Source organism: Halalkalicoccus jeotgali B3 (assembly GCF_000196895.1).
In the GTDB taxonomy this organism is placed as follows: Archaea; Halobacteriota; Halobacteria; order Halobacteriales; family Halalkalicoccaceae; genus Halalkalicoccus; species Halalkalicoccus jeotgali.
Genome location: NC_014297.1, coordinates 20,356 through 45,910 on the forward strand (window position 1 = coordinate 20,356; position 25,555 = coordinate 45,910).

Sequence of the window (25,555 nt, forward strand, 5' to 3'; positions counted from 1 at the left end):
GCCCGGTCTTGCGCGAGCGCTCCCAAAGGCTCACCGATCACCCGGTGCACGCCGAGTCGAGACAGCGCCGTCCCCTGGGAGTCTCGAAGCGGGGTAGTCCGCAGTCACACTTCCCGATCACGGTTCCGTCGGGAATCACGTAGCCGACCTCACAGTCGGGGTAGTTCTCACAGCCCGCGAGCAGTCCGCCCCGGCGGAGCACGCGGAGCGGCCCCCCACAGTCGGGACAGTCCCACTCGCGGTCGAAGCGCTCTTTGACGATCCCGTCCAGCGGCTCGCATTCTCGGGAGAGACAGAGTTCGAACCGGTCGCCGCGTGCGACCGCCATCCGCGGCAGGCCACACTCACAGCGACCGTCGAGGACGCTCGCGCCGTCGGGCAGTCCGAACCGGTTCTCACAGCCCAGACACGAGACGACCCCGCCGGCACGCACGAGGGCGCGCTGGCAGTCGGGGCAGTCGCCGACCGGGATCCCCGCTTGCGAACCGGGGTACTCCCCGAAGCCGTAGGCGCTCTCGGACTCGACGCGGAGGGTCTTCTCGCCGGCGATCGCAGTCACCGAAAAGCCCCCGTTTCGAGTGCGCGCGACTGAGTCGGCGCGGGTGAGCCACGCGACCGGCTGGTAGCCGTCCGTGTCGTGGACCAACACGGTGTTGTCGGGTTTGAGCAGGACGATCACCTCGCCGCGGTGGGTCCCGTCGTCGGTGTGGACGAGACAGTCTCCGGCGAACACGGAGAGCGTATCGGCGTCTGACATGGGCCGGTTGGTCCGCCGCCCGTACATGAACCTTCGTCCGCGGTCGGCAGGACTATCCCCCACGAGCGGGCAGGTCCGGTATGGACGTCGTGTTGTTCGACATGGACGGCGTGATCGTCGACTCGGAGGACTACTGGGTCGAGCGCGAGCGCGAGGAGCTGCTGCCGGCGGTCGTCGAGGAGGACGTTCCGGTAAGCGAGATCACCGGCATGAACTACAAGGAGATCTACGAGTACCTCGACTCGAACTACACCACTCTCGTCGAGCGCTCGGAGTACATCGACCGGTTCGAGGCGCTGGCCGAGGAGATCTACACCGAACACGCTGAACTCATGCCCGGCTTTCGGGACCTGCTCGAGGCCCTCCACGAGCGCGGGGTACGGACGGCGATCGTCTCCTCGTCACCGCCCGACTGGATCGGGACCGTCACCGACCGATTCGACCTAGCGGGGTTCGACGAGATCGTGAGCGCCGAGCACATCGACGGACCCGGCAAGCCCGAGCCGGCGATCTACGAGCACGCCGCCGGTGAGATGGACGTTTCGCCCGCCGAGTGCGTCGTCGTCGAGGACTCCGAACACGGCGTCGAGGCCGCCGCCGCCGCGGGCGCCTACACGATCGCCTACGGGACGGCCACGAACGACGAGCACGACCACTCCGCGGCCGACGAGCACGTTTCGGGTCCCGAGGAGCTGCGCGAGCGCCTGCTCGCCCTATGTAACCCGGACTGAACGGCTCTCGACGACCGGCGCGAGCGGCAGGTCGGGAAAGACCACTTCGACGATGTAGGTGAGTTCCTCGGCGTCCCCGCCGAAGACGCCCACCGGCACCGTCGTCGAGCCGAGAAAGGTCTCGCTTTCGGTCATCTCGACGCCATTGACGGTAACGCGAACCGCGGCGTTGGCCCCGCCCGCGGTCGATTCGACGGTCACCTCGCACATCTCGTTCTCGCCCGTCTCGATCGTCTCAGGGAACGCGCCCCAGTCGATCGAGACGGCAGGAAGTGAACCGGCGTTCTCGACGACACGCTCGGCGACGCTCTCGGTCAACCCGGCCTCGACCAGCCCCTCGTTGTCCGCTGCTCGCACGTCGCCCGGCGAGGTAAGCCCCTCGCTCGCGAGTTTGCTCGCCCGGCCGGGGCCGATCCCCGAGACCGCTGTCAGGGAGACCGCGTCGTCGCTGACGCCGTACTCGACGCGGCCCTCGATCCGACAGACCCGGTTGGTCGTGCGAGGGGTCGAAAAGCGATCACAAAAGGCGTGAAATGCAGCCAACAGTCGGAGGGCGTTGCGTCGGATCACCCACGCGTCCCCCGAGAGCTCCGACGGAGTGGTTCCGGTCATGGCCCCTCGGAGGACCGCGAGCACCTTGCGCTCGCCCGCATCGAGATCGCTCCCCCGTCCGCCGAGGGCGGCGTCGATCGCCTCGCGCTCCGATTGTCGGGCGCTGACGCTGTCGAACTCGCTCGCCCGTGCGACCGTCCGTAGGATCGCCTCGTCGGCGACCTCCTCGCGGGTTGCCAGGTCGTGAAACCGGGCAGCGGTTTCGAGCCGGAGGTAGTACTTCGAGGCGAGCACGCCCAATGGGGTGGTCTCGACCGAGAGGTCCTCGCTCACCTCGACGAACCCCTGCTCGACCAGCGAGTCGAGAGTGTCGCGAACGCGCTCGCGGAGCGTCTCGAACCCGTACTCGGCGGGCTCGCTGCGCGCGCGCACGTAGTAGAACGTGGTTTCGAGCCAGCCCAGTACGTCCTCTAGGTCCCGAACCGTCCCCATGGCGATCTCGGCGTTCAGATGGGAATCGAGGTCCTCCGCGAGGCGGGACTCGATCTCCTTGCCCTCCCGCAGGAGGCGACGATACCGGTCGGCCTCCGCACGGTCACAGATCACCCAGCCATACCCCACCGAATCGTAACCCGGCCGGCCCGCCCGCCCGAGCATCTGCAGGACGTCGAGCGGGCTCATGTCGAGTTCGCCCTCCAGGGGGTCGTGGTACTTCGTATCGCGGATCACGACACACCGGGCGGGCAGGTTCACGCCCCACGCCAGCGTCGAGGTCGAAAACAGCAGTTGGATCTCGCCCGACTTGAACCATCCCTCGATCAGGTCCCGGTCGTTCTTCGAGAGGCCGGCGTGGTGAAACCCGACGCCGTCGAGGGCGGACTGGCGAAGCGTGTTGTTCTCCAACCGCTGGGTCTCGGTGTGGAAGTCGTAGTCGCCGCGTGCACCCACCGGAATATCGCGCTCGACGAGTTCGTCGCGAGCCTTCTTCGCCGCCTGCACGGTGTCCTGGCGGGAGGCGACGAACACGAGCGCCTGGCCGTCCTCGCGGATGTGTGGCTCGGCTAGATCGAGCGCCCGGTAGAGCCGGCGGTACTTATCGGCAAAGGAGTTCTCGCCGTGCGAGTAGGTCTTGACGTCGGCGTGAAGGTCGACCGGACGGTACTCCTCGCCGAAGGCGAAGGTGGTTTCGGGCCCGGCGTCGAGCCAGTCGGCGACGTCCTCGATGTTCGGCATCGTCGCCGAGAGCGCGACGATCCGGGGGGCACAGAGCCGCCGCAGGCGCGAGACCGTCACCTCGAGGACCGAGCCCCTTCTATCGGAGTCGAGCAGGTGGACCTCGTCGATCACACAGCAGTCGATATCGGTGACGAAGTCGTACCGCCGCGAGTCGTGTTTCCTGGTCGCCGAGTCGGCCTTCTCGGGGGTCATCACGAGGATGTCCGCGCGGCGCGCGCGGCGAGGGTTGAGATCGCGCTCGCCGGTGACGACGTAGACCGAATAGCCCAGTTCCTCGAAGCGTTCCCACTCGCCTTCCTTCTCGTTTGTCAGCGCGCGCATCGGCGCGATGAACAGCGCGGTACCGCCGTCCTTGAGAGCTCGACAGATGGCGAGTTCGGCGAGCGCGGTCTTTCCCGATGCCGTGGGCGCGCTCGCGACGACGTTGTCCTCGCTCTCGAGGAGGGCTGGCAGGGCCTCGCGTTGCATCTCGTTGAAGGACTCGAAGGGGAAGGCCTCCGCGAACTCGGGGAGCGCCTCGGCGACCTGCATCTACCGGGTAGGGGGGACGGCGAAGGAAAGGCGTTTCTGTCCGGCCGAGCGCGACCCCCGCAGGTTTTTGCGTGGGCGCTCCCCACTAGCGCCAATGAGCCTCTCGCGCAAACCCGACTGGTTGAAGACGCGTCCGCCGTCGGGCCGGGAGTTCGCGGGGATCAAACGCACCCTGCGAGAGCACGACCTCCATACGGTCTGTGAGGAGGCCAACTGTCCCAATCTGGGGGAGTGTTGGAGCGGCGGCGCCTCCGGAGAGGGCGGCACGGCCACCTTCATGCTGATGGGCGATCGCTGCTCGCGGGGCTGTAACTTCTGTGACGTCGAGACGGGCGGAATGGAGCCGCTCGATCCCGACGAACCCGCGAACGTCGCCAGCGCGATCGCCGAGATCGGCCTCGATTACGTCGTGCTCACGAGCGTGGATCGGGACGACCTGCCCGATCAGGGCGCGGGTCACTTCGCCGAAACCATTAGGGAGATCAAAGCCCGCCATCCGGGCATCCTCGTCGAGGTGTTGATCCCCGATTTCCGGGGCGAGCCCGAATTAGTACGGGAGATCGTCGACGCCGAGCCGGACGTGATCGCCCACAACATCGAGACCGTCGAACGCCTGCAGTTCCCCGTGCGCGACCGGCGGGCGAACTACGAACAGAGCCTCTCCGTGCTGGAGCAAGTCAGCGAGGAATCGGCCATCCACACGAAGACGAGCCTGATGCTCGGCGTCGGCGAGCATACTCACGAGATCTACCAGACGCTTTCGGACCTCCGTGAGGCCGAGGTCGACGTCGTCACCCTGGGCCAGTACCTCCAGCCCTCGCGTACCCACCTGGACGTCTCGCGATTCGTCCACCCCCACGAGTTCGAGACGTGGCGACACGTCGCCGAATCCGAACTGGGTTTTCTCTACTGTGCGTCGGGCCCGATGGTCCGCTCGTCGTACAAGGCAGGCGAACTGTTCGTCGAGGCGGTGTTGCGGGAGGGAGCGAGCGTCGAGGACGCGCGCCGCGAGGCCCGGGCTGCCGGGAACTAGCCGGTTCGTGAATCCAACTCGGACCCAATCTATATACCGCACATAATCATCTGTAGCAGAATATATAAATTATAGTACAAATATAAAGGTAAAAATGGAGGTGTCGCGAGGTACCACACGCATGGTTCTGACAGAACTCACACGGCGGCGGGCATTAGAGGTGCTGGCGCTGGCGGCAGTCGGCACGACCGGCGTCGGCGCGGACGGTTCGAAGGGCGAGAGAGAGGGCCACGACCATGACGAGGAGGGGCCGACGCTCAATCGCTTCGCGACATCGATCATCGGCTCGGAGGTGACGGGGATGTTCATCACGCGCGAGGGGCGCTTCTTCTTCAACGTTCAACACCCCGACGCGGACCAGGACGGCGAGGACGAACCCGGCATCGTCGGCGGGGTGCGGGGACTGAACATCAACGACCTGCCGAGGGACTTCCCCTCCGTTCAGATCCCGGCGGGCGACGACGACGATTACGGCGACGGCGACGGCACTCCGGAGTCCTACGACCGGATGGTCCAGACGGCGATGGGCTCGTACCAGCCGATTCTGGAGGGTGGCACCGACATCGGCGACGGCGAACGTTTGGGCGTCCCGGCGACTCCCGGCGGTGAACACCTGACGAACGGAACGATGCCCGACTTCAACGGGTACGTCCCGGTGGAAAACGATTCGAAAGGCGTCCACGAAGGATACCTGTTCACGAACTGGGAGACCCGGCCAGGAATGATGAGCCGGATTCACGTCGTCTCGAAGGGAACGGGCCCCTGGCAGGTACTCGACGCCGAGAACGTCGACTTCCGCGACGTCGAGGGCACGTGGGTGAACTGCTTCGGCACCGTCTCGCCGTGGGATACGCCGCTGACCTCCGAGGAGAACTACTCCATCCCGGACACCGACCGCTGGAACGATCCCGAGTACGACGGAATCGAGGACGTCGAGCGCCTCGCGAAGTACCTCGGGTACGAGACAAACGACGAGGGCATCTACGACGAGGAGTATCCCAATCCGTATCGCTACGGCTACATCGTCGAGATCACCGACCCCGTCGAGGATCCCACACCGGTCAAACAGTTCGCGCTCGGGCGATCGACCCACGAGAACGCCGTCGTGATGCCCGACGAGAAGACCGCCTACACCACCTCGGACGGCACCGCACGCGGCTTCTACAAGTTCATCGCCGACGAGGCGGGCGACCTCTCGTCGGGGACGCTGTACGCCGCTAAGGCGATCCAGCAGGGACCGGTCGGGGGCGACCCCGCGGACGTCGGATTCGAACTCGAGTGGATCGAACTGGGGCACGCGAGCAACGAGGAGATCGAGGGATGGATCGCCGAGTACGACGACGTCACTCAGGCCGACTACACAGAAGGAGAGACCAGCTACATCACCGACGAGGAGGTCGAGCGGTGGGCAGCGGGGAACGGCGAGGACGACCGTGTCGCCTTCCTCGAGACGAACCGCGCGGCCGGCGCGCTCGGGGCGACCGACGAGTTCCGCAAGATGGAGGGCGTTAACATCCGCCGGGACGCCGATATCGGCGACTACGCCTACGTCGCGATGTCCGAGACCAACCAGACGTTCCTGCCCAACGAGGCGGCCGCCGAGGAGTACGACGACGCCGAGGACCATATCCAGGTCAACGGCGACGAGTGGGGTGCAGTCTATCAGATGCGACTGTACGGCGAGGGCGAGCGCTGTGGCAAGCAGACTGCCGCACACGACTACGACCTGCTCCGGATGGAACCGGTCGTCACCGGCGGCCCGAACGCCAACATCTGTGGGGGCTGTCCCTACGACGCGCGTCCCGACTCGAAGAGCACCGTCTGTGAGGACTGCTCGTTCAACCCCGCCAAAGAGAGCGAGGAGGGCGTCGTCGGCAGGGGCATGGAGAAAATCGAGACCGTGTTCACGAAACAGGGCTTCGACCCCTCGACGACGATCGCGAACCCGGACAACATCGTCGTGATGGACGACGGCCGCGTGGTCATCGGCGAGGACACCTCCCTGGAGGGCCACGAGAACAACATGGTCTGGATCTACGACCCCGACGAGTGAGCGATTCCCCACGAACGTATAGTGGTCGGATCTGAGAAGGGCCGTATCCGACCGAACGTGTTCTTTTATCGGTACCGGGTCGAATTTCGACCGTCGAGACAGGGTCTGATACGGATATCGTCTATCGGTACCGGGAGAAATAAAACCGGGAAACGATCGTTACGAAAATCCTATAACCCGAGCGGGAGACGGTTGTGACATGCTGCGGAGAGTGTATTCATGAGTACGGTAGAGCGCGACCCGGAAACGCGCGTACAGGTCCTCGCCGACGACGGGTCGGTACTCGAGGACAGCGAGGTACCGGATATCGACGACGAGGAGGTGATCGACATCTACCACCAGATGCGCCTGGCCCGCCATTTCGACCAGCGGGCGGTGAGCCTCCAGCGCCAGGGGCGAATGGGGACCTATCCGCCACTATCGGGCCAGGAAGGTGCCCAGGTCGCGAGTGCGCATGCCCTCGATTCCGAGGACTGGCTCTTTCCGAGCTATCGGGAACACGGCGCCGGCCTCGTGCGTGGCCTCTCGCTGGAGCGGACCCTGCTCTACTGGATGGGCCACGAGGACGGCAACGCGGTCCCGGAGGAGGCCAACATATTCACCGTCGCGGTCCCGATCGCCTCCCAGATCCCCCACGCCGTCGGCTACGCGTGGGCCGCGAAGCTGAGGGGCGAGGACACCGCCGCGATCTGTTACTTCGGGGACGGTGCCACGAGCGAGGGTGACTTTCACGAGGGGCTGAACTTCGCCGGTGTGTTCGACACACCGAACGTCTTCTTCTGTAACAACAACCAGTGGGCGATCTCCGTACCGAGGGAACGACAGACCGCAAGCGAGACGCTGGCGGTGAAGGCCAGCGCCTACGGCTTCGAGGGCGTCCAGGTCGATGGGATGGACCCGCTCGCGGTGTATAAAGTCACGCGCGAGGCCGTCGAGAAGGCGAAAGACCCCGCGGAGGGACAGCGCCGCCCGACGCTGATCGAGGCCGTCCAGTACCGCTTTGGCGCACATACGACCGCGGACGACCCCTCGGTCTACCGGGCGGATGACGAGGTCGAGAAGTGGAAGAAGAAGGACCCGATCCCGCGTCTGGAGACGTTCCTGCTCGAAAACGGCTATCTCGACGGGGAGGGTGTCGAAGCGATCGAGGCGGCGGTCAAAGAGGAGGTCGCTGACGCGATCGACGCCGCCGAGGCGGTCGAGCGTCCCGATCCCGAGGAGATGTTCGCGGACGTCTACGCGGAGATGCCCGGACGGCTGGAGGAGCAGTTGGAATGGTTCCGGTCGATCCGCGAAACACACGGCGATAGGGCGCTACTGGAGGACCACTGAATGAGCGAGACACAGAACCTGACCCTGGTACAGGCGGTACGGGACGGACTGGCCGCAGAGATGCGAACCGACGAGGACGTGCTCGTCATGGGCGAGGACGTCGGCAAGAACGGCGGCGTCTTCCGCGCGACCGAGGGGCTCTACGACGAGTTCGGCGAGGACCGCGTGATCGATACCCCCTTAGCGGAGTCCGGGATCGTCGGCACGGCCATCGGCATGGCCGCCTACGGGCTGAAACCCGTCCCCGAAATCCAGTTCTCCGGGTTCATGTACCCCGCGTTCGACCAGATCGTCTCACACATGGGCCGGCTGCGGACGCGCTCGCGTGGGCGCTTTACCTGTTCGATGACCCTCAGAGCGCCCTACGGCGGCGGGATCCGTGCGCCCGAGCACCACTCCGAATCGAAGGAGGCCTTTTACATCCACGAGCCGGGCCTCAAGGTCGTGATCCCGAGTACGCCCTACGACACAAAGGGGCTGCTCATCAGCGCGATCCGCGATCCCGATCCCGTGGTCTTCCTCGAACCGAAGCTGATCTACCGCGCGTTCCGCGAGGAAGTGCCCGACGAGTCCTACGAGGTACCACTGGGCGAGGCCGCGGTCCGCCGGGAAGGAGAGGACATCTCGGTGTTCACGTGGGGCGCGATGACCCGCCCGACGATGGAGGCCGCCGAGAACGTAGAAGGCGAAATCAGCGTCGAGGTCGTCGACCTCCGGACGCTCTCGCCGCTCGACGAGGAGGCGATCATCGACTCCTTCAAAAAGACCGGGCGGGCCGCGGTGGTCCACGAGGCGCCCAAAACCGCCGGGTTGGGTGCTGAGATCGCCGCCACCATCCAGGAGGAGGCGCTGGTCTATCAGGAAGCGCCCGTCAAGCGGATCGCCGGCTTCGATACGCCGTTCCCGCTCTATGCGCTGGAGGACTACTACCTGCCCGAGCCGACGCGGATCGAGGAGGGCATCAGGGAGGCCGCCGAATTCTGATGGTCCGCGAGTTCAAACTGCCCGACGTCGGCGAGGGCGTCGCGGAGGGCGAGATCGTCCAGTGGTTGGTCTCGGAAGGCGACGAAGTCAGCGAGGACCAGCCGGTCGCGGAGGTCGAGACGGACAAAGCGGTCGTCGAGGTCCCCTCGCCGGTCGACGGTTCGGTAAAGGAGATCCTCGCCGAGGAGGGCGAGGTCGTCCCCGTTGGAAACGTCATCATCACGTTCGCGGTGGAAGGCGAGGAAGAAGAAACGGCCGAGAGCGAAGCACCGACGCACTCCCAAGAACGGGTCAGCGAGGAACCGGCGGAGATCGGTGAGGAGGACGAAACCGAAACGCCCGCAGGGCGAACGTTCGCCCCGCCGAACGTCCGACGACTGGCCCGCGAACTCGGCGTCGATATTTCGAGCGTGTCGGGCTCGGGCCCAAGTGGCCGGGTCACCGAGGGGGACGTGCGCGAGGCCGCGGAAGGGGGCAATGAGGAAACAAAGGGACCGAAACAGCTCGACGAGGGACTGCCGTCGGCGACCCGGAAGGCGGGCGAGGAGGGGGGTTCGGCTACCGGGGCCGACACCGCAGACCTCGAATCGGCGGATCGAGACCGGACGCTGGCCGCACCCGCGACACGGAAGCTCGCCGAGGAGGAAGGCGTCGACCTGAACCGAGTCCCGACCGACGAGGAGCGCGACGGCGAGGCGTTCGTCACGCCCGAGGCGGTCCGACAGTACGCGACCGCCCAGCGCGAGGCACAGGCTGCCGACGCCGCGGCTGTCGCGGAAAGCGGGACCGAAGCCAGCACAGGAGGCGAACCGACGGGAAGCGAGGAGCGCCTTCCCTACCGGGGGATCCGCCGGACGATCGGCCGTCAGATGGCGAACTCGAAGTTCACCGCCCCGCACGTCAGCCATCACGACACCGCCGATGTGAAGAGGCTCGTCGAGGCGCGCGCCGATCTGAAAGATCGCGCCGAGGACCGGGGTGTGAAACTGACCTACATGCCCTTCATCATGAAGGCGATCGTCGCCGCCCTGAAGGAGTTCCCCGAACTGAACGCCTCACTCGACGAGGAGGCAGAAGAGATCGTCGTCAAGCACTACTACAACATCGGCATCGCCGTCGCCACGGACGCGGGCCTGATGGTTCCCGTCGTAAGGAACGTCGACGAGAAGGGGCTCCTCCAGCTGGCGTCGGAAGTGAACGAACTCGCCCAGAAGGCCCGCGAGCGCTCGATCAGTCGGGAGGAGATGCAGGGCGGCACGTTCACGATCACGAACTTCGGGGCGATCGGCGGGGAGTACGCCACCCCGATCATCAACCATCCCGAAGTCGGCATTTTGGGCCTCGGAAAGCTGACCGAGCGCCCGGTCGCCGAGGACGGTGAGGTGCGGGCGGCCCACACGCTGCCGCTGTCGCTGTCGATCGACCACCGCGTGATCGACGGGGCGGAGGCGGCCATGTTCGCGAACCGCGTGATAGAGTACCTAGAGAACCCAACGCTGCTGCTACTAGAATAACAATGGTCGTCGGAGACATCGCAACCGGAACGGACGTACTGGTGATCGGCGCGGGACCAGGAGGGTATGTAGCCGCCATCCGCGCGGGACAGCTCGATCTAGACGTAACCCTCGTCGAGAAGGACGCGTATGGCGGGACCTGCCTGAACCACGGCTGTATCCCCTCGAAAGCGCTCATAACCGCGACGGGCGTCGCCCACGAGGCCGGAAACGCCGAGGCAATGGGGATCCACGCCGACCCCGCCATCGACATGGGCGGGATGATGGAGTGGAAAGACGGCGTCGTCGATCAGTTGACGGGCGGCGTCGAGAAGCTCTGTAAAGCCAACGGAGTGAACCTCGTCGAGGGGATCGCGGAGTTCGACGGCGAGAACAGGGCGAGGGTCGCCCACGGCGGCGACGGTCAGGGCTCGGAATCGATCGAGTTCGAACACGCGATCGTCGCGACGGGTTCGAGACCGGTGGAGATCCCCGGCTTCGAATTCGACGGCGAGCGCGTCGTGAGTTCGCGCGAGGCCCTCTCGCTGGAGTCGGTCCCCGACTCGCTGGTGATCGTCGGCGCGGGATACATCGGCATGGAGTTAGCAGGTGTGTTCGCGAAACTCGGCACCGACGTGACGGTGGTGGAAATGCTCGATGAGGCGCTCGTCGGGTTCGCGGACGACCTCGCGAAGCCGGTCGTCGACGGGATGGAGGACCTCGGTGTGGAGATCCGTCTGGGCGAGGCCGCAAGCGACTGGGAGGAAACCGGCGACGGGATCAGCGTCACGACCGAGACCGACGAGGGCGAGGAGACGAACTACGACTGCGAGAAGGTCCTCGTTGCCGTCGGCCGCCAGCCGGTGACCGACACCCTGAACTTGGAAGCGATCGGGCTGGAACCCGACGAAAACGGATTCCTACAGACCGACGACCGCGCGCGGACCGACGTCGAGAACGTCTTCGCCGTGGGCGACGTCGCCGGCGAGCCGATGCTCGCACACAAGGGCATGAAAGAGGGACAGGTCGCCGCCGAAGTCGTCGCCGGTGAGGCGAGCGCGCTCGACTACCAGGCGGTCCCCGCGGCCGTCTTCACCGAGCCCGAGATCGGAACGGTCGGGATGACCGAAGCCGAGGCCGAGGAGGCGGGCTTCGAGCCCGCGGTCGGGCAGATGCCGTTTCGCGCCAGCGGGCGCGCGCTGACGACGGGCCACACCGACGGGTTCGTCCGGATCGTCGCCGACGCCGAGAGCGGCTTCGTGCTGGGCGGGCAGATCGTCGGCCCCGAGGCCTCCGAGCTGATCGCGGAGATCGGGCTCGCGATCGAACTCGGGGCTACCCTCGAGGACGTCGCGGCGACGATCCACACCCACCCCACCCTCTCGGAGGCGGTCCACGAGGCCGCCGAGAACGCGCTCGGCCACGCGATCCACACGCTCAATCGGTGATCGACACTCGAATCGACGGGCGGGTCAGCGCCGGTGGACGGTCAGCGACTGCAGCCAGAGGTTCGAACTCCCGACGCCGGGAATCGAGGGGAGAAAGCCCGCGAACTGCTCCGTGTCGACGGGCCACTGTTCGAGGGGGTACGAGCGGACCAGCGTGGGCGCCTCGAGGTAGATGCGTTCCGTGATCTCGCGGACGAGTTCGTTCCGTCGCTCCCGGTCGGGTTCGCGTCGGGCTGTTGCGATCGCTTCGTCGGCACCCGCCAGTCCGTCGAGCCCGTAGCCCGCGGCGTTGTACGCGACGGTGCTGCCCGATCCGTCCGCATGGGCGTTGTCGCTGTGAAAGTGCTCGTACAGCGACGGCACCCCCGCCGAGGAGAGGTCCGACCACTCGCCGGCATACACGTCGAAGTCGGTCTCGAGGTACGCCCGGTCGGCGATCGCATCCGTGGGCCGGACCGTCGTTTCGATCGGGATCCCGACCCGTCTGAGCGCCTCGACGTAGCCACGGGTGAACTCGGCGACCAGCGGGCGTTCGTCCGCCGGCGGACTCAAGACCACGAGCGGGCCGCCGTGGAGTTCCCCGAGGGGTTGGCCGTCGACGTAGAGTTCGGCGTCGACGTCCGCCTGTGCGAGGAGTTCGGAGCTAACCTCGTCGAAGGCGTACTCGTAGGCCGCCTCCGTCTGGGCGGTCTCCCCGAAGCCGGTCAGGCTCCCGGGGTATTCGCGCCCGGCGTAGGTGCCCGCGGATCCCGAGACGACCGCGCCGTTTTCGAGGAAGCTCCGGACAGTCCGGATATCGAGACCGCCGCCATCGGCCCCGCGAAACCCCAGCGCGCGCATCGCGTCGGGGGCCGTCCCGTCGGGGCGCTGTTGGATCGGTTCGTCGGCGGCAGCCTCGGGCCGGATGGACTCGAAGGCCGGCGGGACGACGGCGTTGCCGGGGACCGCGTACTCGAGGGCCAACTCCCGAACCCACCGGCCCCGATCCATCGCCATGCTCAGGGCCTGTCGAAACGCCTGATCGTCGAGTGGCGGGCGACGCATGTTGAGGGTGTAGTGGCCGTAGCCGTCGCTTCGACCCGCGATCAGGCCGAGACCCTCGCGGTCGACGATCCCGCTGGCCTGTGCGGCCTCGAAGGCGCCCGCGTACATGGCGTCGATCTCGCCGTTCAGGAGGGCACGGTGGACCGCATCCGGGCCGGCGAACAGCCGAACGCGGATCGAGGCGAGGTACGGGCCGCCCGCGAGCAATAGGTCGTGGTCCTCGACCCACGGCTGGGTCGCGAGGGGCCACCGTCGGCCGAGCGAGACGACGCGCTCGGTCGGGGACTCCTGTTCGAGGAGGCGGCCCGGTCCGAGGGCGACCGGAACCTCGGGATCGTGGGCGGCGTAGTCGTCGATCCCGCTCCAGACGTGTTCGGGAAGCAGGCGAAGCGAGAGCTGATCGGTCTCGTAGGTCCCGACGACCCGATCGAGCGAGAGCGTCAGGTCGTACTCGCCGCGTGCCGCCTCGACCGAATCGATGGGCTCGGTCGCGCCGAAGGTGCGTCCCGGCGTCCGGTTCGCGTAGAGCTCGTAGGTGAACAGCACGTCCTCGACGGTCAGGTCCTCGCCATCGGACCAGCGGAGGTCCTCGCGGACGCTGAGATCGATCGCCATCCCCTCGGCAGTCTCGCGGGCGGTCCAGTCGGTGAACACCCACGGTCTGGCCTCGAAGGTCGCGGGATCGACGAGGACGCCCGGCTGATAGAGCAGGTCCAACAGCGCGTTCGTCGGGCCCGAACTCGCGGTCAACGGGTTCAGCGCGTCGAGTTCGCCCGGAAACCCGACCGTGAGCTCGCCGCCGGGGTCGATCCGGTCGGGATCGATCTCGCCCGGTCGTTTGGGATCGTCGCCGCCGAGACAGCCCGCACCCGAGATCGCCAGTCCCGCCGTCGCCGCCAGGAGCGACCGCCGGGTGACGTCGGTGAACTCCGCCATACACGGTGACCGGGTTCCATCGACGTAAGCGCTCTGACACCGTTCGTGGGATGAGTTCTCACGGAACGTACCCGAGGCCTTTTGCCGGTGAGCGCGAAACCCGCGTTCGATGAGAGCAGTCACGCTGGGACCGGCCGGGACGTACTCACATCGGGCGGCGGGCGCGGTCGCCGAGGATGTCGACTTTCGCGAATCGGTGACGGGCATCGTCGAGACGGTCGCGACCGGGCGAGCCGACCGGGGCGTGATCCCGATCGAGAACAGCATCGAGGGCAGCGTCACCGAGAGCCTCGACGCGCTCGCGGAGTTCGAGGTCGGCGTCGTCAGGGAGATCGTCACGCCGATCCGCCACGCGCTGCTCGCCCAGAGCGGGGAGTTTACCACCGTCGCGAGCCACTCGCAGGCGCTTGCCCAGTGTCGTGAGTTCCTCGAGGCGGAGTACCCCGAGGCCGACCTCGAACCGGTCGCGAGCACCGCCCGCGGGGTCGAGCGCGCACGCGAGGACCCCACGATCGCGGCGATCGGCCACCCGGAGAACGCGAGCAACGGCACCGAGCTACGCGTGCTCGACGAGGACATCCAGGACCGCGACTCGAACGCGACGCGGTTTCTCGTCGTCGCGCCCACCGACGAGCGCTCGAAAGCGGGCGGAAAGTCCTCCTTCGTCGTCTACCCGAGCATGAACTATCCCGGACTCCTCCTCGAACTGCTGGAGGCCTTCGCCGACGAGGACATCAACCTCTCGCGGGTCGAATCGCGTCCCAGCGGCGAGCGACTGGGCGACTACCTCTTTCACATCGATTGTGAGGCCGGCATGTACGAAGAGCGCACCGAGCGGGCCAGAGAGCGCATCGAATCGATCGCACGGAAGGGATGGGTACGCTGGCTCGGGTCCTACGACACCGAACACGTCCTGTACTGAGCGGTCGGCCGGGAACTACTAGTGGCTCGCGCGCGAATCCGGTCCCGATGGCAGACGACTGTGGGTGGGACCACGACGAGACGCGAAAGCGCGGCGAACCCGCCCGTGAGCGCAGTTCGATCCGCAAGCGCGGCCGGACGCCCCGGCGGACGGTACTCGCGGCGTCGGTCGCCGGCCTCGCGGGAACGGCGCTTTCGGGCCGGGCCGGCGCCCAGACCGAAAACGACACTGTCACCATCGTCCACGACCTACACACCCACAGCGGCATCGGTCCGCTCGACGGACCCAACATCGCACGCTACCGAACCGTCATCGACGAACAGCTCGCCGCCCGCGAGGATGCCGTCTTTCTCACCAGCGGCGACGAACTGGGCTCCTCGCCGGTCTCGTTTTTCACGAAGGGGACCCACAACGTGGCGTTCATGAACGAACTCGACATCGCCGCCGCGGGCGTGGGCAACCACGACTTCGATTACGGCGTCGAGACCGCGGCCGAGCGCTTCGAGTCCAGCGAGTTCCCGTGGATCAACTCCGCGCTCTCGACCCCGGAGGGCGACCCCATCCCGGGCACCGAGCGCTGGCGGACCATCGAGGTCGGCGACCTCACATTGGGGGTGTTCAACGTCGTCGTCCGCGGGTTTCACAACATCACGGACTACCCCGAGGAGTACGTGGCCGGGGACCCCGTCGAGGTCTCACGGGAGATGGTCGAGACCCTCGAAGCGGAGGGTGCGGACGTGATCGTGCTGGCGTCGCACGTCGCCCACGACACCCACTACGAGATCACGGAAGCCGTCGACGGGCTGGACGCCATCTTCGGCTCGCACTCGCACATCACCTTCGACGAGGCCGAGGTCCACGAGGGAACCGTCATCAGCGAGATCGGCTACGCCTACGCCCACCTGGGCGTGATGACGCTCGATTCGTCGGGCGAACTCCTCGAGTGGGAGCGCATCGATCTCGACGAGAGCGTCGAACCCGATCCCGCCTTCGACGCCCGGATGCGCGTCCAGTACGCGGACCTCGAGGAGGAACTCTCTCGGGAGGTCGGCGAGACGGCGGTCGAACTCGACGCCGACGGGACCGTCACCAACGGTCGCGAGAGTCGCCTCGGCAACCTCATCACCGACGCGATCCGCGAGACCGTCGACGCCGAGATCGCACTCCAGACCGCCGGCCGCATCAGGACGGACAACACCTACGGCCCGGGCACGCTCACGACGAGGGACGTCCTGCAGATCATGCCGTTTACCGACACCCTGATGGCGTTCGAGGCCACCGGCGAAGAGATCCGCGAGGCGCTCGAGGGGCGGATCGACTACCTCCCCGAGGACCCCTTCGGCGCGCGCCAGCGCCAGCAGGTCGGCGGGTTGAACTACGAGTGGAGCGGCCACGACGAGCCGGAGGTCGGCGCGGTCTACGTTGCGGGCGAGGAACTCGACCCCGAGGGGAGCTACACCGTCGGGACGACGGGCTACGTCAAAAACACCGCACTGGGCTACGAGTCGCTCCGGGACAACGAGGTGCTTCGAGAGACCGACGCGGGGCTCGGACCGGCCGTCATGGAGTACGTCGAGAGCCGCGGTCGGGTCGCCCCCGGGATCGAAAACCGCATCCTCCGGACCGACGCCGAGGTCGGCACGGCGACCGAGCGCTCGCTGGTCGACGAGGAGTTCCGCGTCCGCTTCGAGATCCCCGACCGGGTCGAATCGATCCACGAGGGGAGTTTCTACGCGCTGACGACGGCGGGCGAGCGCTACGACGCCCGCCAGGCCACGCGCGAGGGAGAGAGCGTCGAGGTGGCGTTCGACCGCGCGGGCTGGGGGGCGTTCGCACCGGCCGGCGACGAGCACCCGATCCGCGTTTTCGGCGGGTTCGAGCCCGACGACGCGGCCTACGGGTATCGCGACGAGGACGACGATCCCCGCGAGCTGCCGGTCACGGACGCCGTCGAGGGGTTCGTCATGAAGGGACTGTTAGACGCCGAGTCGACGTAGTCGGCCCGGTCGGTCGGGGTCGTTCGAGACGACAGACACAAGGACGTTACGGGTATTAACGTTCACCATGCCATCTCATGCCCCCTATCCTCAGCTCGACGGTCCCCTCTTCGAGATGGTCCAGCACGAGGGCGTCTTCGCGGACTCGAAGACGCTCGTCGACTGCGTCCCCGTGGCCGATCCCGCCGAGATCGACGAGCGCTTCGGCCAGCGCGATTTCGATCTCGAACGGTTCGTCAGGAACCACTTCCTGCTTCCCGAGGACCCGATCACGGGAACCGATCCCTCGACGGTCTCGATGGAGTGGTACATCGACGAACTCTGGGAGTACCTGATCCGCGATCCGGTCGAGACCCGCGAGGGCGAGACGATCCTCGAACTCCCACACCGAAGCGTGATCCCCGGCGGGCGCTTCCGGGAGATCTACTACTGGGACAGCTACTTCGCCGCCGAGGGACTGGCCGTCACGGGTCGGCTCGACTTGATCGAGGAACTGGCGGCGAACTTCGCGTCGCTGATCGAGCGCTTTGGCTTCGTTCCCAACGGCGGGCGGGTCTACTACACCAGCCGGTCGAACCCGCCGCTGTACCACCGGCTGCTCGACCTGCTGGCCCACCGGCGCGGTCCGGAGGCCGTCCTCGAGTACCTCCCCGCACTCGAACGCGAGTACGAGTTCTGGATGGACGGCGTCGGCATCAAAGCGGGCGACTCCCACCGCCGGACGGTCGGATTCAAGGGGGGCGTCCTCAACCGGTACTGGGACGACGACCCCTCGCCGCGCGTCGAGTCCTATCGCGAGGACCGCGAACTCGCTGCGTTCGCGGATCGGGAGCCGGAACGCCTCTACCGGGACGTGCGGGCGGCCTGCGAGTCGGGCTGGGACTTCTCCAGTCGCTGGTTCGCCGGCGAGGGCATCGAGTCGATCCGCACCACGGAGTTAGTTCCGGTGGATCTGAACGCCTTCCTCTACGGGATGGAGTACTCGCTTGCGGGCTGGCACGAACACACTGGCGACGGTGCGCGGGCCGAGAAGTATCGCAAGCGAGCGATCGCCCGGCGGGGGCTCGTCGATCGGTACTGCTGGGACGACGAGGCGGGCTTTTACTTCGATCACGTCTGGACAGAACGCGAGCGAAGCGACGCGTGGACGCTCGCGGCCGCGGTGCCGCTGTTTACCGGGATGGCAAGCCAAACGCAGGCCGACGGGGTGGCCCGGACCCTCGAAGAGCGGTTCCTCCGGCCGGGCGGACTCGTGACGACGCTCACCGAGTCCGGCGAGCAGTGGGACACTCCAAACGGGTGGGCCCCGCTGCAGTGGATGGCGGTCGTCGGGCTCGCGGGCTACGGACACGAGGAACTGGCGACGGAAATCGGCGGGCGCTGGCTCGATCTGAACCGCTCGGTGTTCGAGGAGACGGGTCAGATGCTCGAGAAATACGACGTGACCGGCGGCACCGGCGAGGGACTGGGCGGGGAGTACCCCCTGCAGTACGGCTTCGGGTGGACCAACGGCGTCGCGCTCGCGTTGCCGAACCTGTTTTACTGATTCGAGTGCTCAGACGAGCAGCTCCCAGAGTTGGCCCGTCGAGCCGGCCCCGCAGTGACACCCGGAAACCCGGACCAGCGTGCCGGCCGCCCCGCTCGCGAGGACGGCCCCGAGGATCGTCCCGCGGCGGGAGCCGACGAGCGCAGCGAGGAGGCCGGCGGCGAACAACAGCGCCGAGAGCTCGGTGACGTAGAGCCAGTTCCCCCCGATCCCGACCGAGGCGACGACCAAAAACGGGTCCGCCCCGGCGGTTTCGAGGGGGATATGCCCCGGCAGCAGCGTCGGCTGATAGAGCGGGCCCCGAATCGGCGTCCGGCGGACGAGCGCCGCGAGCGCGAGGGCGAACCCCGCGAGCGGGGCCAGCACCGCGCCGGCCCCGAGGTCGGGTCTCGACGGGGCCCGCGAGTGGCTCACGCGGACTCGACCTCCCGCCAGCCGATCTGCCAGTTGGCGAACAGTCGGACGAGCGCCGAGGAGATCGCCCCCAGCACGCCGATGGTGATGATCCCGACGATGATGGTCGGGTACGAGCCGCTGGTGTAGGCAGACCACGTCAAGAATCCCAGCCCGGTGCCGCCGGCGACCATCTCGCCGGCGATAAGGTTGACCCACGCCAGACCCATCCCGACGATCATGCCGGCGTGGATCGCCGGCAGCGCGCTCGGGTAGATCACGTGTCGGAACGTCTGGAACGACCCGGCCCCGAGCGACTGGGCGGCCCGCGAGAACTCGACCTCGACGCCGCGGGCGCCCTGAATGGTGTTCAGCAGGATCGGGAAGAAGGCCCCGAGGAAGGTGATGAACATGATCGAGAGCTCCGAGGCCGGCAACACGAGGATCGTAAAGGGGATCCACGCGATCGGCGGGATCGGCCGCAGCATCTCGAGGGCGGGGAAGGTCAGATCGGCGAAGACGGTGTAGCGCCCGACGAGCAGTCCGAGCGGGATCGCAACGGCGGCTGCGACGACGAACGAGACCAGCACGCGGACCGTACTGCGGGCCACCGAGAGCCAGAAGTCCTGACGGTAGAACTCCTCGAGAAAGGAACTCGCGACCGCCATCGGCGTCGGCAACCCAGCGACGATCCCCAGCCGGGTGACGGCGAGCCAGAGTACCGGAACCGCGAGGATCGACGCCGCCCGGACGAGGCGCCTTCGCGTCTCCATTAGGCCTGCCCCTCCTCCTGTTCGAGCGCGCGCTGGGCCTCCTCGCGGATCACGGAGAGGGCGCGTTCTCGCAGCTCGGTAAAGCGATCCGTGGTGACGACCTCGGGGTCACGCGGCCGGTCGAGGTCGACGTCGATGACGTCCTTGACCTGGCCGGGCCGGGCGGTCATGACGACCACGCGGTCGGCCAGCAGAATCGCCTCCTCGACGTCGTGGGTGATGAAGAGTACCGTCCGGTTGTCGCGCTCCCAGACCTCGATCAGCTTCTTCTGCATGATCTCCTTGGTCAGGGCGTCGAGCGCGCTGAACGGTTCGTCCATCAGCATGATGTCGGGGTCGTTCGCGAGCAGTCGGGCGAGTTCCGCGCGCTGTTGCATCCCTCCCGACAGTCCCGACGGATAGGCGTCCTCGAACCCATCCAGTCCCATCTCGTCGAGGATGTTCCGGGCGCGGCCAGCCTCGACGCCGTCGTTCATCTGCGGGCCGAACTCGACGTTCTCCTGGACCGTCTTCCAGGGGAACAGTCGGTTGTCCTGGAAGACGACGCCCCGTTTCGGGTCGGGACCCGAAACCCGGTTCCCATCGACGATCACCTCGCCCTCGGTGGGCTCGAGGTAGCCCGCGATGCAGTTCATGACGGTGCTCTTCCCGCAGCCCGAGGGCCCGAGCAGCGCGACGAACTCCTCGGCCCCGATATGCAGATCCATGTCGTCGACTGCAACGACGCGCTCGCCCTCGGGGTCGTAGACCTTCGTCAGGTCCTCGATGTCGATCGCGCCGGTCGCTCCGGGTGTCGGTTCGCCCTCCGCCGTCTGTTCGCGTGTCGTCTGTGATTGGTTGCTCATTTGTATGGTGGTGTGGTGGTTCGCGGATTATTCGACGGTCTGCCACTCGGTCAGTCGGTTGCCGATCCGGTAGACGACCGTCGCCGAGGCGTACCCCAGAATGCCGATGGCTATCATGCCGACGGCGACGACGTCGGTCTGGAGCAGACGGTAGGCCTGGAAGATGATGTAGCCGATCCCGATCCCGCCGGCGATCATCTCGGCGGCGACGACCGTGATCCAGGCCAGGCCGACGCCGGTCGAGACGCCCGTGACGATCGAGGGCAGGGTCGCCGGGAAGATCACGTGTCGGAAGACCTCCCGGGAGTCCGCGCCCAGGCTCTCGGCCGCACGGAGGTACTCGTCGTCGACGGTACCGACGCCCTCGATGGTGTTGACGAGGATCGGGAAGAAGGCCCCGAGGAAGACGACGAAGATCACGCCGCTTCTGAAGGTGGGCATCAACAACAGCGCGATGGGCACCCACGCGACCGGCGGCACCGGCCGGAAGACCTCGAGGGCCGGGAACAGCGCGTCCTCCCAACGGCGACTCGCGCCGATGACCAGCCCCAGTGGGATGGCCGTCGCCGTGGCGAGTACCATTGCGACGACGACGCGCATCGCCGAGAAGGCGGCGTGTTGGTAGATCGTCGCCCCGCTCCCGGTCATCGGCGCGCCGAGCAACGCGGAGACGAACGTCGACAGCGCCGGCACGGGACCGACGAACCGGCCGAAGCCGAGGATTTCGAGCCGGACGAGGACCGCCCACAGGACGAAAAACAGGACCACCGACAGCGCCTGTCGGGCCCGTTTCGTGAGGACGGGGACGGTTCCGGCGTCGAAGCGCCGCTTGACCCGGTCGACGGTGCTCATCGTTCTGCCTCCCGAAGCGGGTTCCAGTCGGCCTCGGCCCTGAGTTCCTCGATGGCCTCACGCAGGAGATCGACCCGATAGCGCTCCTCGGGCGGAAGCCGCGGAATGACCCCCTGGTTCTCGTAGAGGAACTCCGGAGCGCGTTCCTTGAACAGCCGGTTGGCCGTGTCGATGGCCTCGTAGTCGGTATAAAACAGCAGGCGCTGGGCGCCGGAACCGACGTCGAGGTTCTCATACAGGGTCGCACGCAGCGTTTCGCGGTCGTAGCCACGCAGTTGGCCCTCCTGTGTGATGAGGTCCATCGTCCGCTCGGGGTCGGTGGCCATGATGTGTTTGGCCTCGAGTTCGGCCTTGAGCCAGCCCTTTGCGGCCTCGGGGTGGTCCTCGACGAGCGAGTCGAGCATGAGCAGCCCGGCGGCGTCGTACAGATCGTAGCTCGCGCCCGTAAAGGCGTACTCCGCGGCGTCCTGCTGGATGACCGACCGGGCGACGGCGGGCTCCCAGCCGACGCCGACCGGGATGTTGCCCTCCCGGACGTTCGTCGAGATCGTCGCCATCCCCTGATCCGAGAGGTCCGGCTGGATCCCCTCCTGATCCATCACTTCGAGGATGAACCGGTGGGTACAGCTGCCGGTCGTGACGCCGACCTCCCGGCCGTCCAGGTCCGCCGGCTCGCTGACCGACGACCCCGAGGGGACGAAACAGAGGTTACACTGCTGGCCCTTCGAGAAGCCCGCCATGGCGACCAGATCGATCTTGGTCTCCTCGTTTGCGAGTGCGGTGATGGAGGGCATGTCGCCGGTGTAGCCGATGTCGTTCTGGGTGGAGATCATCTTGTTTCCGATCACCGCCCCCTGGAGGGCGACCTCCCAGCTCCCGACGGAGTACTCCTCGGGGAGGTGTTTCTCGGCGAGGCCGGCGTGTCTGATCACCAGCGCCGACCACGATTCGGTGTAGAAGGGCTGATACCCAACGATGAAGGACTTCTCGTCGAACGCGGCGGCGGTCCCCCCGAGCACTCCCGTCTCGGTACAGCCCGCGAGCGCGCTCGCGCCGAGGACGCCGGATGCCTGGAGTAGTCGCCGCCTGCTCACCCCCGTTTTGTCGGCCGATTCTCCCGTCTGCCGTCGTAGCTCCCGTGTATCGGTATCCATACTGGCCCGTAGAAACCGTCCGGCCGTGGTCAGAATCGGCACGCTCCGACCCACGACCGAATGATATCAATAACGTATATAGTACGTGTCGATCTGCATGAACAAGTTACACGCTTGTGTGAGCAACGTGTTTAAGTTCTCAATCAGTTATCGCGCCCGGATACGAAAACGGGCCGGCCCCGAGGAGCCGAGTCGATTTCCGACGCACCGAACCCTGGGAAGAACCGTCGGATGGAAAGCTATAGGGAGACCTCTCGCCCATCCGTATATAAGAGATGAGCGAACGGGACTACGACCACACGGCGATCGAGGAGCGCTGGCAGACGGTGTGGGCCGACGCGGACGCCTACCGGACGCCCGACGGCGCCGAGGACCCGACGTACGTCCTGGGAATGTACCCGTACCCCTCGGGCAAACTCCACATGGGCCACGTTCGGAACTACACGATCACGGACGCCTACGCCCGATATCGCCGCATGACCGGCGATGAGGTGCTCCACCCGATGGGCTGGGACGCCTTCGGCCTGCCCGCCGAGAACGCCGCCAAGGAACGGGATACGAACCCCCGGGACTGGACGATGGACTGCATCGAGACGATGCGCGGCCAGATGAAGTCGATGGGATTCGGCTACGACTGGGACCGCGAGATCACCACCTGTACCCCCGAGTACTACAAGTGGAACCAGTGGCTCTTCGAGCGCTTTCACGAGGAGGGGCTTGTCGAACGGCGGGACGCCGAGGTCAACTGGTGTCCCAACTGCGAGACGGTGTTGGCCGACGAGCAGGTCGAGGGTGAGGACGAACTGTGCTGGCGCTGTGGGACCCCCGTCGTCCAGCGCGAACTCGAACAGTGGTTCCTGTCGATTACGGAATACGCGGACGAACTACTGGAGGCGATCGACGACCTGGAGGGGTGGCCGAACTCCGTGCGCCAGATGCAGCGAAACTGGATCGGACGCCAGTACGGGACCGAACTGGAGTTCCCCGTAGAGGGGTACGGCTCGGTCGAGGCCTTCACCACCCGCGTCGATACCATCCACGGCGCGACCTTCTTTGCGCTCGCACCGGATCACCGGATCAGCGAGGCGCTGGCCACGGAAAACGACGAGATCCGCCAGTTCGTCGAGGAGGAGGCCGACCCCGATGGCGACGAGCCAAACGGCGTGGCGACCGGCCTGACGGCGACGAACCCCGCCACCGGCGAGGAGATTCCGGTCTACGTTGCGGACTTCGTGCTCTCGGACGTCGGGACCGGGGCGTTGATGGCCGTGCCGGGCCACGACGAGCGCGACCACGCCTTCGCGACGAAACACGACATCGAGATCAAGCCGGTCATCGCCCCCGAGCCCGACGACTGGGACGGCGAGACGGTTCTTGAAGCACCCGACGTCGGGGAGGAAGCCTATACCGAGGACGGCGTGCTCGTGAACTCGGGCGAGTACTCCGGCCTCGACAGCGAGACCGCCCGCGAGCGCCTCACCGAGGGAATCGAGAGCGCCGAGGAGTCGACGCAGTACCACCTGCGCGACTGGGGCATCTCCCGCCAACGCTACTGGGGGACGCCGATCCCGGTCGTCCACTGTCCCGACTGCGGACCCGTCATGGTGCCCGAGGAGGACCTCCCCGTTGAGCTTCCAGAGTTCGTCAACACGACCGGCAACCCGCTGGATGCCACCGAGGAGTGGAAGGAGACGACCTGTCCGGCGTGTGGCGGGCCCGCGGAGCGAGAAACCGACACGATGGACACGTTCGTCGACTCCTCGTGGTATTTCCTCAGGTATGTCTCACCCGACCTCGACGAGGCCCCGTTCGACCGCGAGCGGGCCAACGACTGGATGCCCGTCGACCAGTACGTCGGCGGGATCGAACACGCCGTGATGCACCTGCTCTATTCGCGCTTTTTCACGAAGGTGCTGGCCGACCACGAGGGCCTCGAACACCGCGAACCCTTCCGGAACCTGCTCGCACAGGGGATGGTCCAGTTGGAGGGCGAGAAGATGTCGAAATCGAAGGGCAACACGGTCTCGCCCCAGCGCATCGTCGAGGAGTACGGCGCCGACACCGCCCGCCTGTTCATGATGCAGGCCGCCCAGCCCGAGCGGGACTTCGACTGGAGCGAGGAGGGCGTGCGCTCGACGAACGCCTTCCTCGGTCGCCTGAAGGAAACGGTCGAGGCATTTGCGGAGAACGAACCGAATGGCGAAAACGACGCCGTCGCCGGCTACGTCGACAGCGAGATCGACGCGACGGTCGCCGTCGCCACCGACGAGTACGAGGCGCTGCGGTTCAACGAGGCGCTGCGGGAGACCCAGGGACTGGTTCGGACCTTGCGCCAGTACGCCGGGTACACTACGCCCCACGGGGAGACCTACGGGCGCGGGCTGTCGGCGGTCGTCCGCCTGCTCGCGCCTGTCACACCCCACCTCGCCGAGGAACTATGGGAGTCGCTGGACGCCGAGGGGTTCGTCGTCGAGGCCGACTGGCCGAGCGCCGAGATCGACCGCACGCGCGTCGAAAAGCGCCGGCGGCTGATCGAGAACACCCGCGAGGACGTCCGGGACATCGTCGAGGTCGCCGGCATCGAGAACCCCGAGTCGATCGCGGTCGTGATCGCCCCCGATTGGAAGTACGACGCCTTGGAGATCGCGATCGAGAGCGACGCCGAGAACCTGATCGGCGAACTCATGGGCGAATCCCACATCCGCGAACAGGGCGACGCCGCCGCGAGCTACGGCCAGGACCTGCAGGCCGAACGCGAAGCCCTGTCGAGGACCCTTTCCTCCGAAGCGGAACACGAGGCGCTCGAAGCCGCCGCGTGGCTGCTCGAACGCGAGTTCGACGCCGACGTCGAGGTTATCCGCGCCGACGAGGCCGACGAGGAAGTCCTGCGGAAAGCCGAACCCGGCCGGCCGGCGATCCACATCGAGGACTGATCGCCGGTTC

The 25,555-nt window shown here is 66.7% G+C and carries 19 protein-coding genes; 11 read left to right on the forward strand and 8 right to left on the reverse strand.

The features are described 5' to 3' along the window. Window positions 1–37: 37 nt before the first annotated feature. Window positions 38–757: a topoisomerase DNA-binding C4 zinc finger domain-containing protein gene (locus HACJB3_RS00120; RefSeq protein ID WP_008419188.1), complete on the reverse strand. Its 720-nt coding sequence runs from the start codon at window positions 755–757 to the stop codon at window positions 38–40. A gap of 80 nt (window positions 758–837) precedes the next feature. On the opposite strand from HACJB3_RS00120, the gene HACJB3_RS00125 reads away from it, so the two are divergent. Further along, window positions 838–1,488, forward strand: coding sequence for an HAD family hydrolase (locus HACJB3_RS00125; protein ID WP_008419186.1), 651 nt, complete (start codon window positions 838–840; stop codon window positions 1,486–1,488). Here the strand turns inward: HACJB3_RS00125 and HACJB3_RS00130 are convergent. Then, window positions 1,471–3,807: a DEAD/DEAH box helicase gene (locus tag HACJB3_RS00130; RefSeq protein ID WP_008419183.1), complete on the reverse strand. Its 2,337-nt coding sequence runs from the start codon at window positions 3,805–3,807 to the stop codon at window positions 1,471–1,473. The genes HACJB3_RS00125 and HACJB3_RS00130 overlap by 18 nt on opposite strands. 94 nt (window positions 3,808–3,901) lie before the next feature. Between HACJB3_RS00130 and lipA the strand changes: the two genes are divergently transcribed. From lipA to lpdA, 6 genes are all read left to right on the forward strand, one after another. Continuing rightward, window positions 3,902–4,840 (forward strand): lipoyl synthase, encoded by a 939-nt coding sequence (gene lipA / locus HACJB3_RS00135; protein WP_008419181.1) that lies wholly within the window; start codon window positions 3,902–3,904, stop codon window positions 4,838–4,840. A gap of 121 nt (window positions 4,841–4,961) precedes the next feature. Beyond that, complete coding sequence (locus tag HACJB3_RS00140) at window positions 4,962–6,893, forward strand: alkaline phosphatase PhoX (protein WP_238532775.1); 1,932 nt, start codon at window positions 4,962–4,964, stop codon at window positions 6,891–6,893. A gap of 219 nt (window positions 6,894–7,112) precedes the next feature. Beyond that, window positions 7,113–8,225 (forward strand): pyruvate dehydrogenase (acetyl-transferring) E1 component subunit alpha, encoded by a 1,113-nt coding sequence (pdhA, locus tag HACJB3_RS00145; RefSeq protein ID WP_008419179.1) that lies wholly within the window; start codon window positions 7,113–7,115, stop codon window positions 8,223–8,225. Beyond that, window positions 8,226–9,209, forward strand: coding sequence for an alpha-ketoacid dehydrogenase subunit beta (locus HACJB3_RS00150; RefSeq protein ID WP_008419178.1), 984 nt, complete (start codon window positions 8,226–8,228; stop codon window positions 9,207–9,209). It abuts the gene before it with no gap. Further along, window positions 9,209–10,723, forward strand: a complete 1,515-nt coding sequence (locus tag HACJB3_RS00155) for a 2-oxo acid dehydrogenase subunit E2 (RefSeq protein WP_008419177.1) — start codon at window positions 9,209–9,211, stop codon at window positions 10,721–10,723. Before HACJB3_RS00150 ends, HACJB3_RS00155 begins: the two co-directional genes overlap by 1 nt. A gap of 2 nt (window positions 10,724–10,725) precedes the next feature. Next, complete coding sequence (gene lpdA / locus HACJB3_RS00160) at window positions 10,726–12,150, forward strand: dihydrolipoyl dehydrogenase (RefSeq protein WP_008419176.1); 1,425 nt, start codon at window positions 10,726–10,728, stop codon at window positions 12,148–12,150. Window positions 12,151–12,174: 24 nt separating this feature from the next. On the opposite strand, the gene HACJB3_RS00165 is transcribed toward lpdA, so the two are convergent. Then, complete coding sequence (locus HACJB3_RS00165) at window positions 12,175–14,130, reverse strand: ABC transporter substrate-binding protein (RefSeq protein ID WP_008419175.1); 1,956 nt, start codon at window positions 14,128–14,130, stop codon at window positions 12,175–12,177. A 109-nt stretch (window positions 14,131–14,239) separates the two neighbouring features. Here HACJB3_RS00165 and pheA point away from each other — a divergent pair, with 109 nt between their 5' ends. From pheA to treF, 3 genes are all read left to right on the forward strand, one after another. Next, entirely contained in the window at window positions 14,240–15,052 is an 813-nt protein-coding gene (pheA, locus tag HACJB3_RS00170) for a prephenate dehydratase (protein WP_008419174.1), read from the forward strand. A gap of 47 nt (window positions 15,053–15,099) precedes the next feature. Further along, window positions 15,100–17,049 carry a bifunctional metallophosphatase/5'-nucleotidase gene (locus HACJB3_RS00175; RefSeq protein ID WP_008419173.1) on the forward strand — a complete coding sequence of 650 codons (1,950 nt, stop codon included), beginning with the start codon at window positions 15,100–15,102 and terminating at the stop codon, window positions 17,047–17,049. 67 nt (window positions 17,050–17,116) lie between these two features. Beyond that, window positions 17,117–18,595, forward strand: coding sequence for an alpha,alpha-trehalase TreF (gene treF / locus HACJB3_RS00180; RefSeq protein WP_049934176.1), 1,479 nt, complete (start codon window positions 17,117–17,119; stop codon window positions 18,593–18,595). Between the two features lie 9 nt (window positions 18,596–18,604). Here treF and HACJB3_RS00185 read toward each other — a convergent pair whose 3' ends face one another. The 5 genes from HACJB3_RS00185 to HACJB3_RS00205 are packed head-to-tail and all read right to left on the reverse strand — an operon-like array spanning window position 18,605 to window position 22,612. Beyond that, complete coding sequence (locus HACJB3_RS00185) at window positions 18,605–19,009, reverse strand: hypothetical protein (protein WP_008419169.1); 405 nt, start codon at window positions 19,007–19,009, stop codon at window positions 18,605–18,607. After that, on the reverse strand, window positions 19,006–19,761 hold the full coding sequence (locus tag HACJB3_RS00190) for an ABC transporter permease (RefSeq protein ID WP_008419168.1): 756 nt from the start codon (window positions 19,759–19,761) through the stop codon (window positions 19,006–19,008). Before HACJB3_RS00190 ends, HACJB3_RS00185 begins: the two co-directional genes overlap by 4 nt. Further along, window positions 19,761–20,606, reverse strand: a complete 846-nt coding sequence (locus tag HACJB3_RS00195; RefSeq protein WP_008419167.1) for an ABC transporter ATP-binding protein — start codon at window positions 20,604–20,606, stop codon at window positions 19,761–19,763. Before HACJB3_RS00195 ends, HACJB3_RS00190 begins: the two co-directional genes overlap by 1 nt. 27 nt (window positions 20,607–20,633) lie before the next feature. After that, window positions 20,634–21,458, reverse strand: coding sequence for an ABC transporter permease (locus HACJB3_RS00200; RefSeq protein ID WP_008419166.1), 825 nt, complete (start codon window positions 21,456–21,458; stop codon window positions 20,634–20,636). Beyond that, a complete protein-coding gene (locus tag HACJB3_RS00205) occupies window positions 21,455–22,612 on the reverse strand; it encodes an ABC transporter substrate-binding protein (RefSeq protein ID WP_008419165.1) in 1,158 nt (385 codons plus the stop codon). Before HACJB3_RS00205 ends, HACJB3_RS00200 begins: the two co-directional genes overlap by 4 nt. Before the next feature lie 275 nt (window positions 22,613–22,887). Between HACJB3_RS00205 and leuS the strand changes: the two genes are divergently transcribed. Next, entirely contained in the window at window positions 22,888–25,545 is a 2,658-nt protein-coding gene (gene leuS / locus HACJB3_RS00210) for a leucine--tRNA ligase (protein ID WP_008419164.1), read from the forward strand. Window positions 25,546–25,555: the final 10 nt, after the last annotated feature.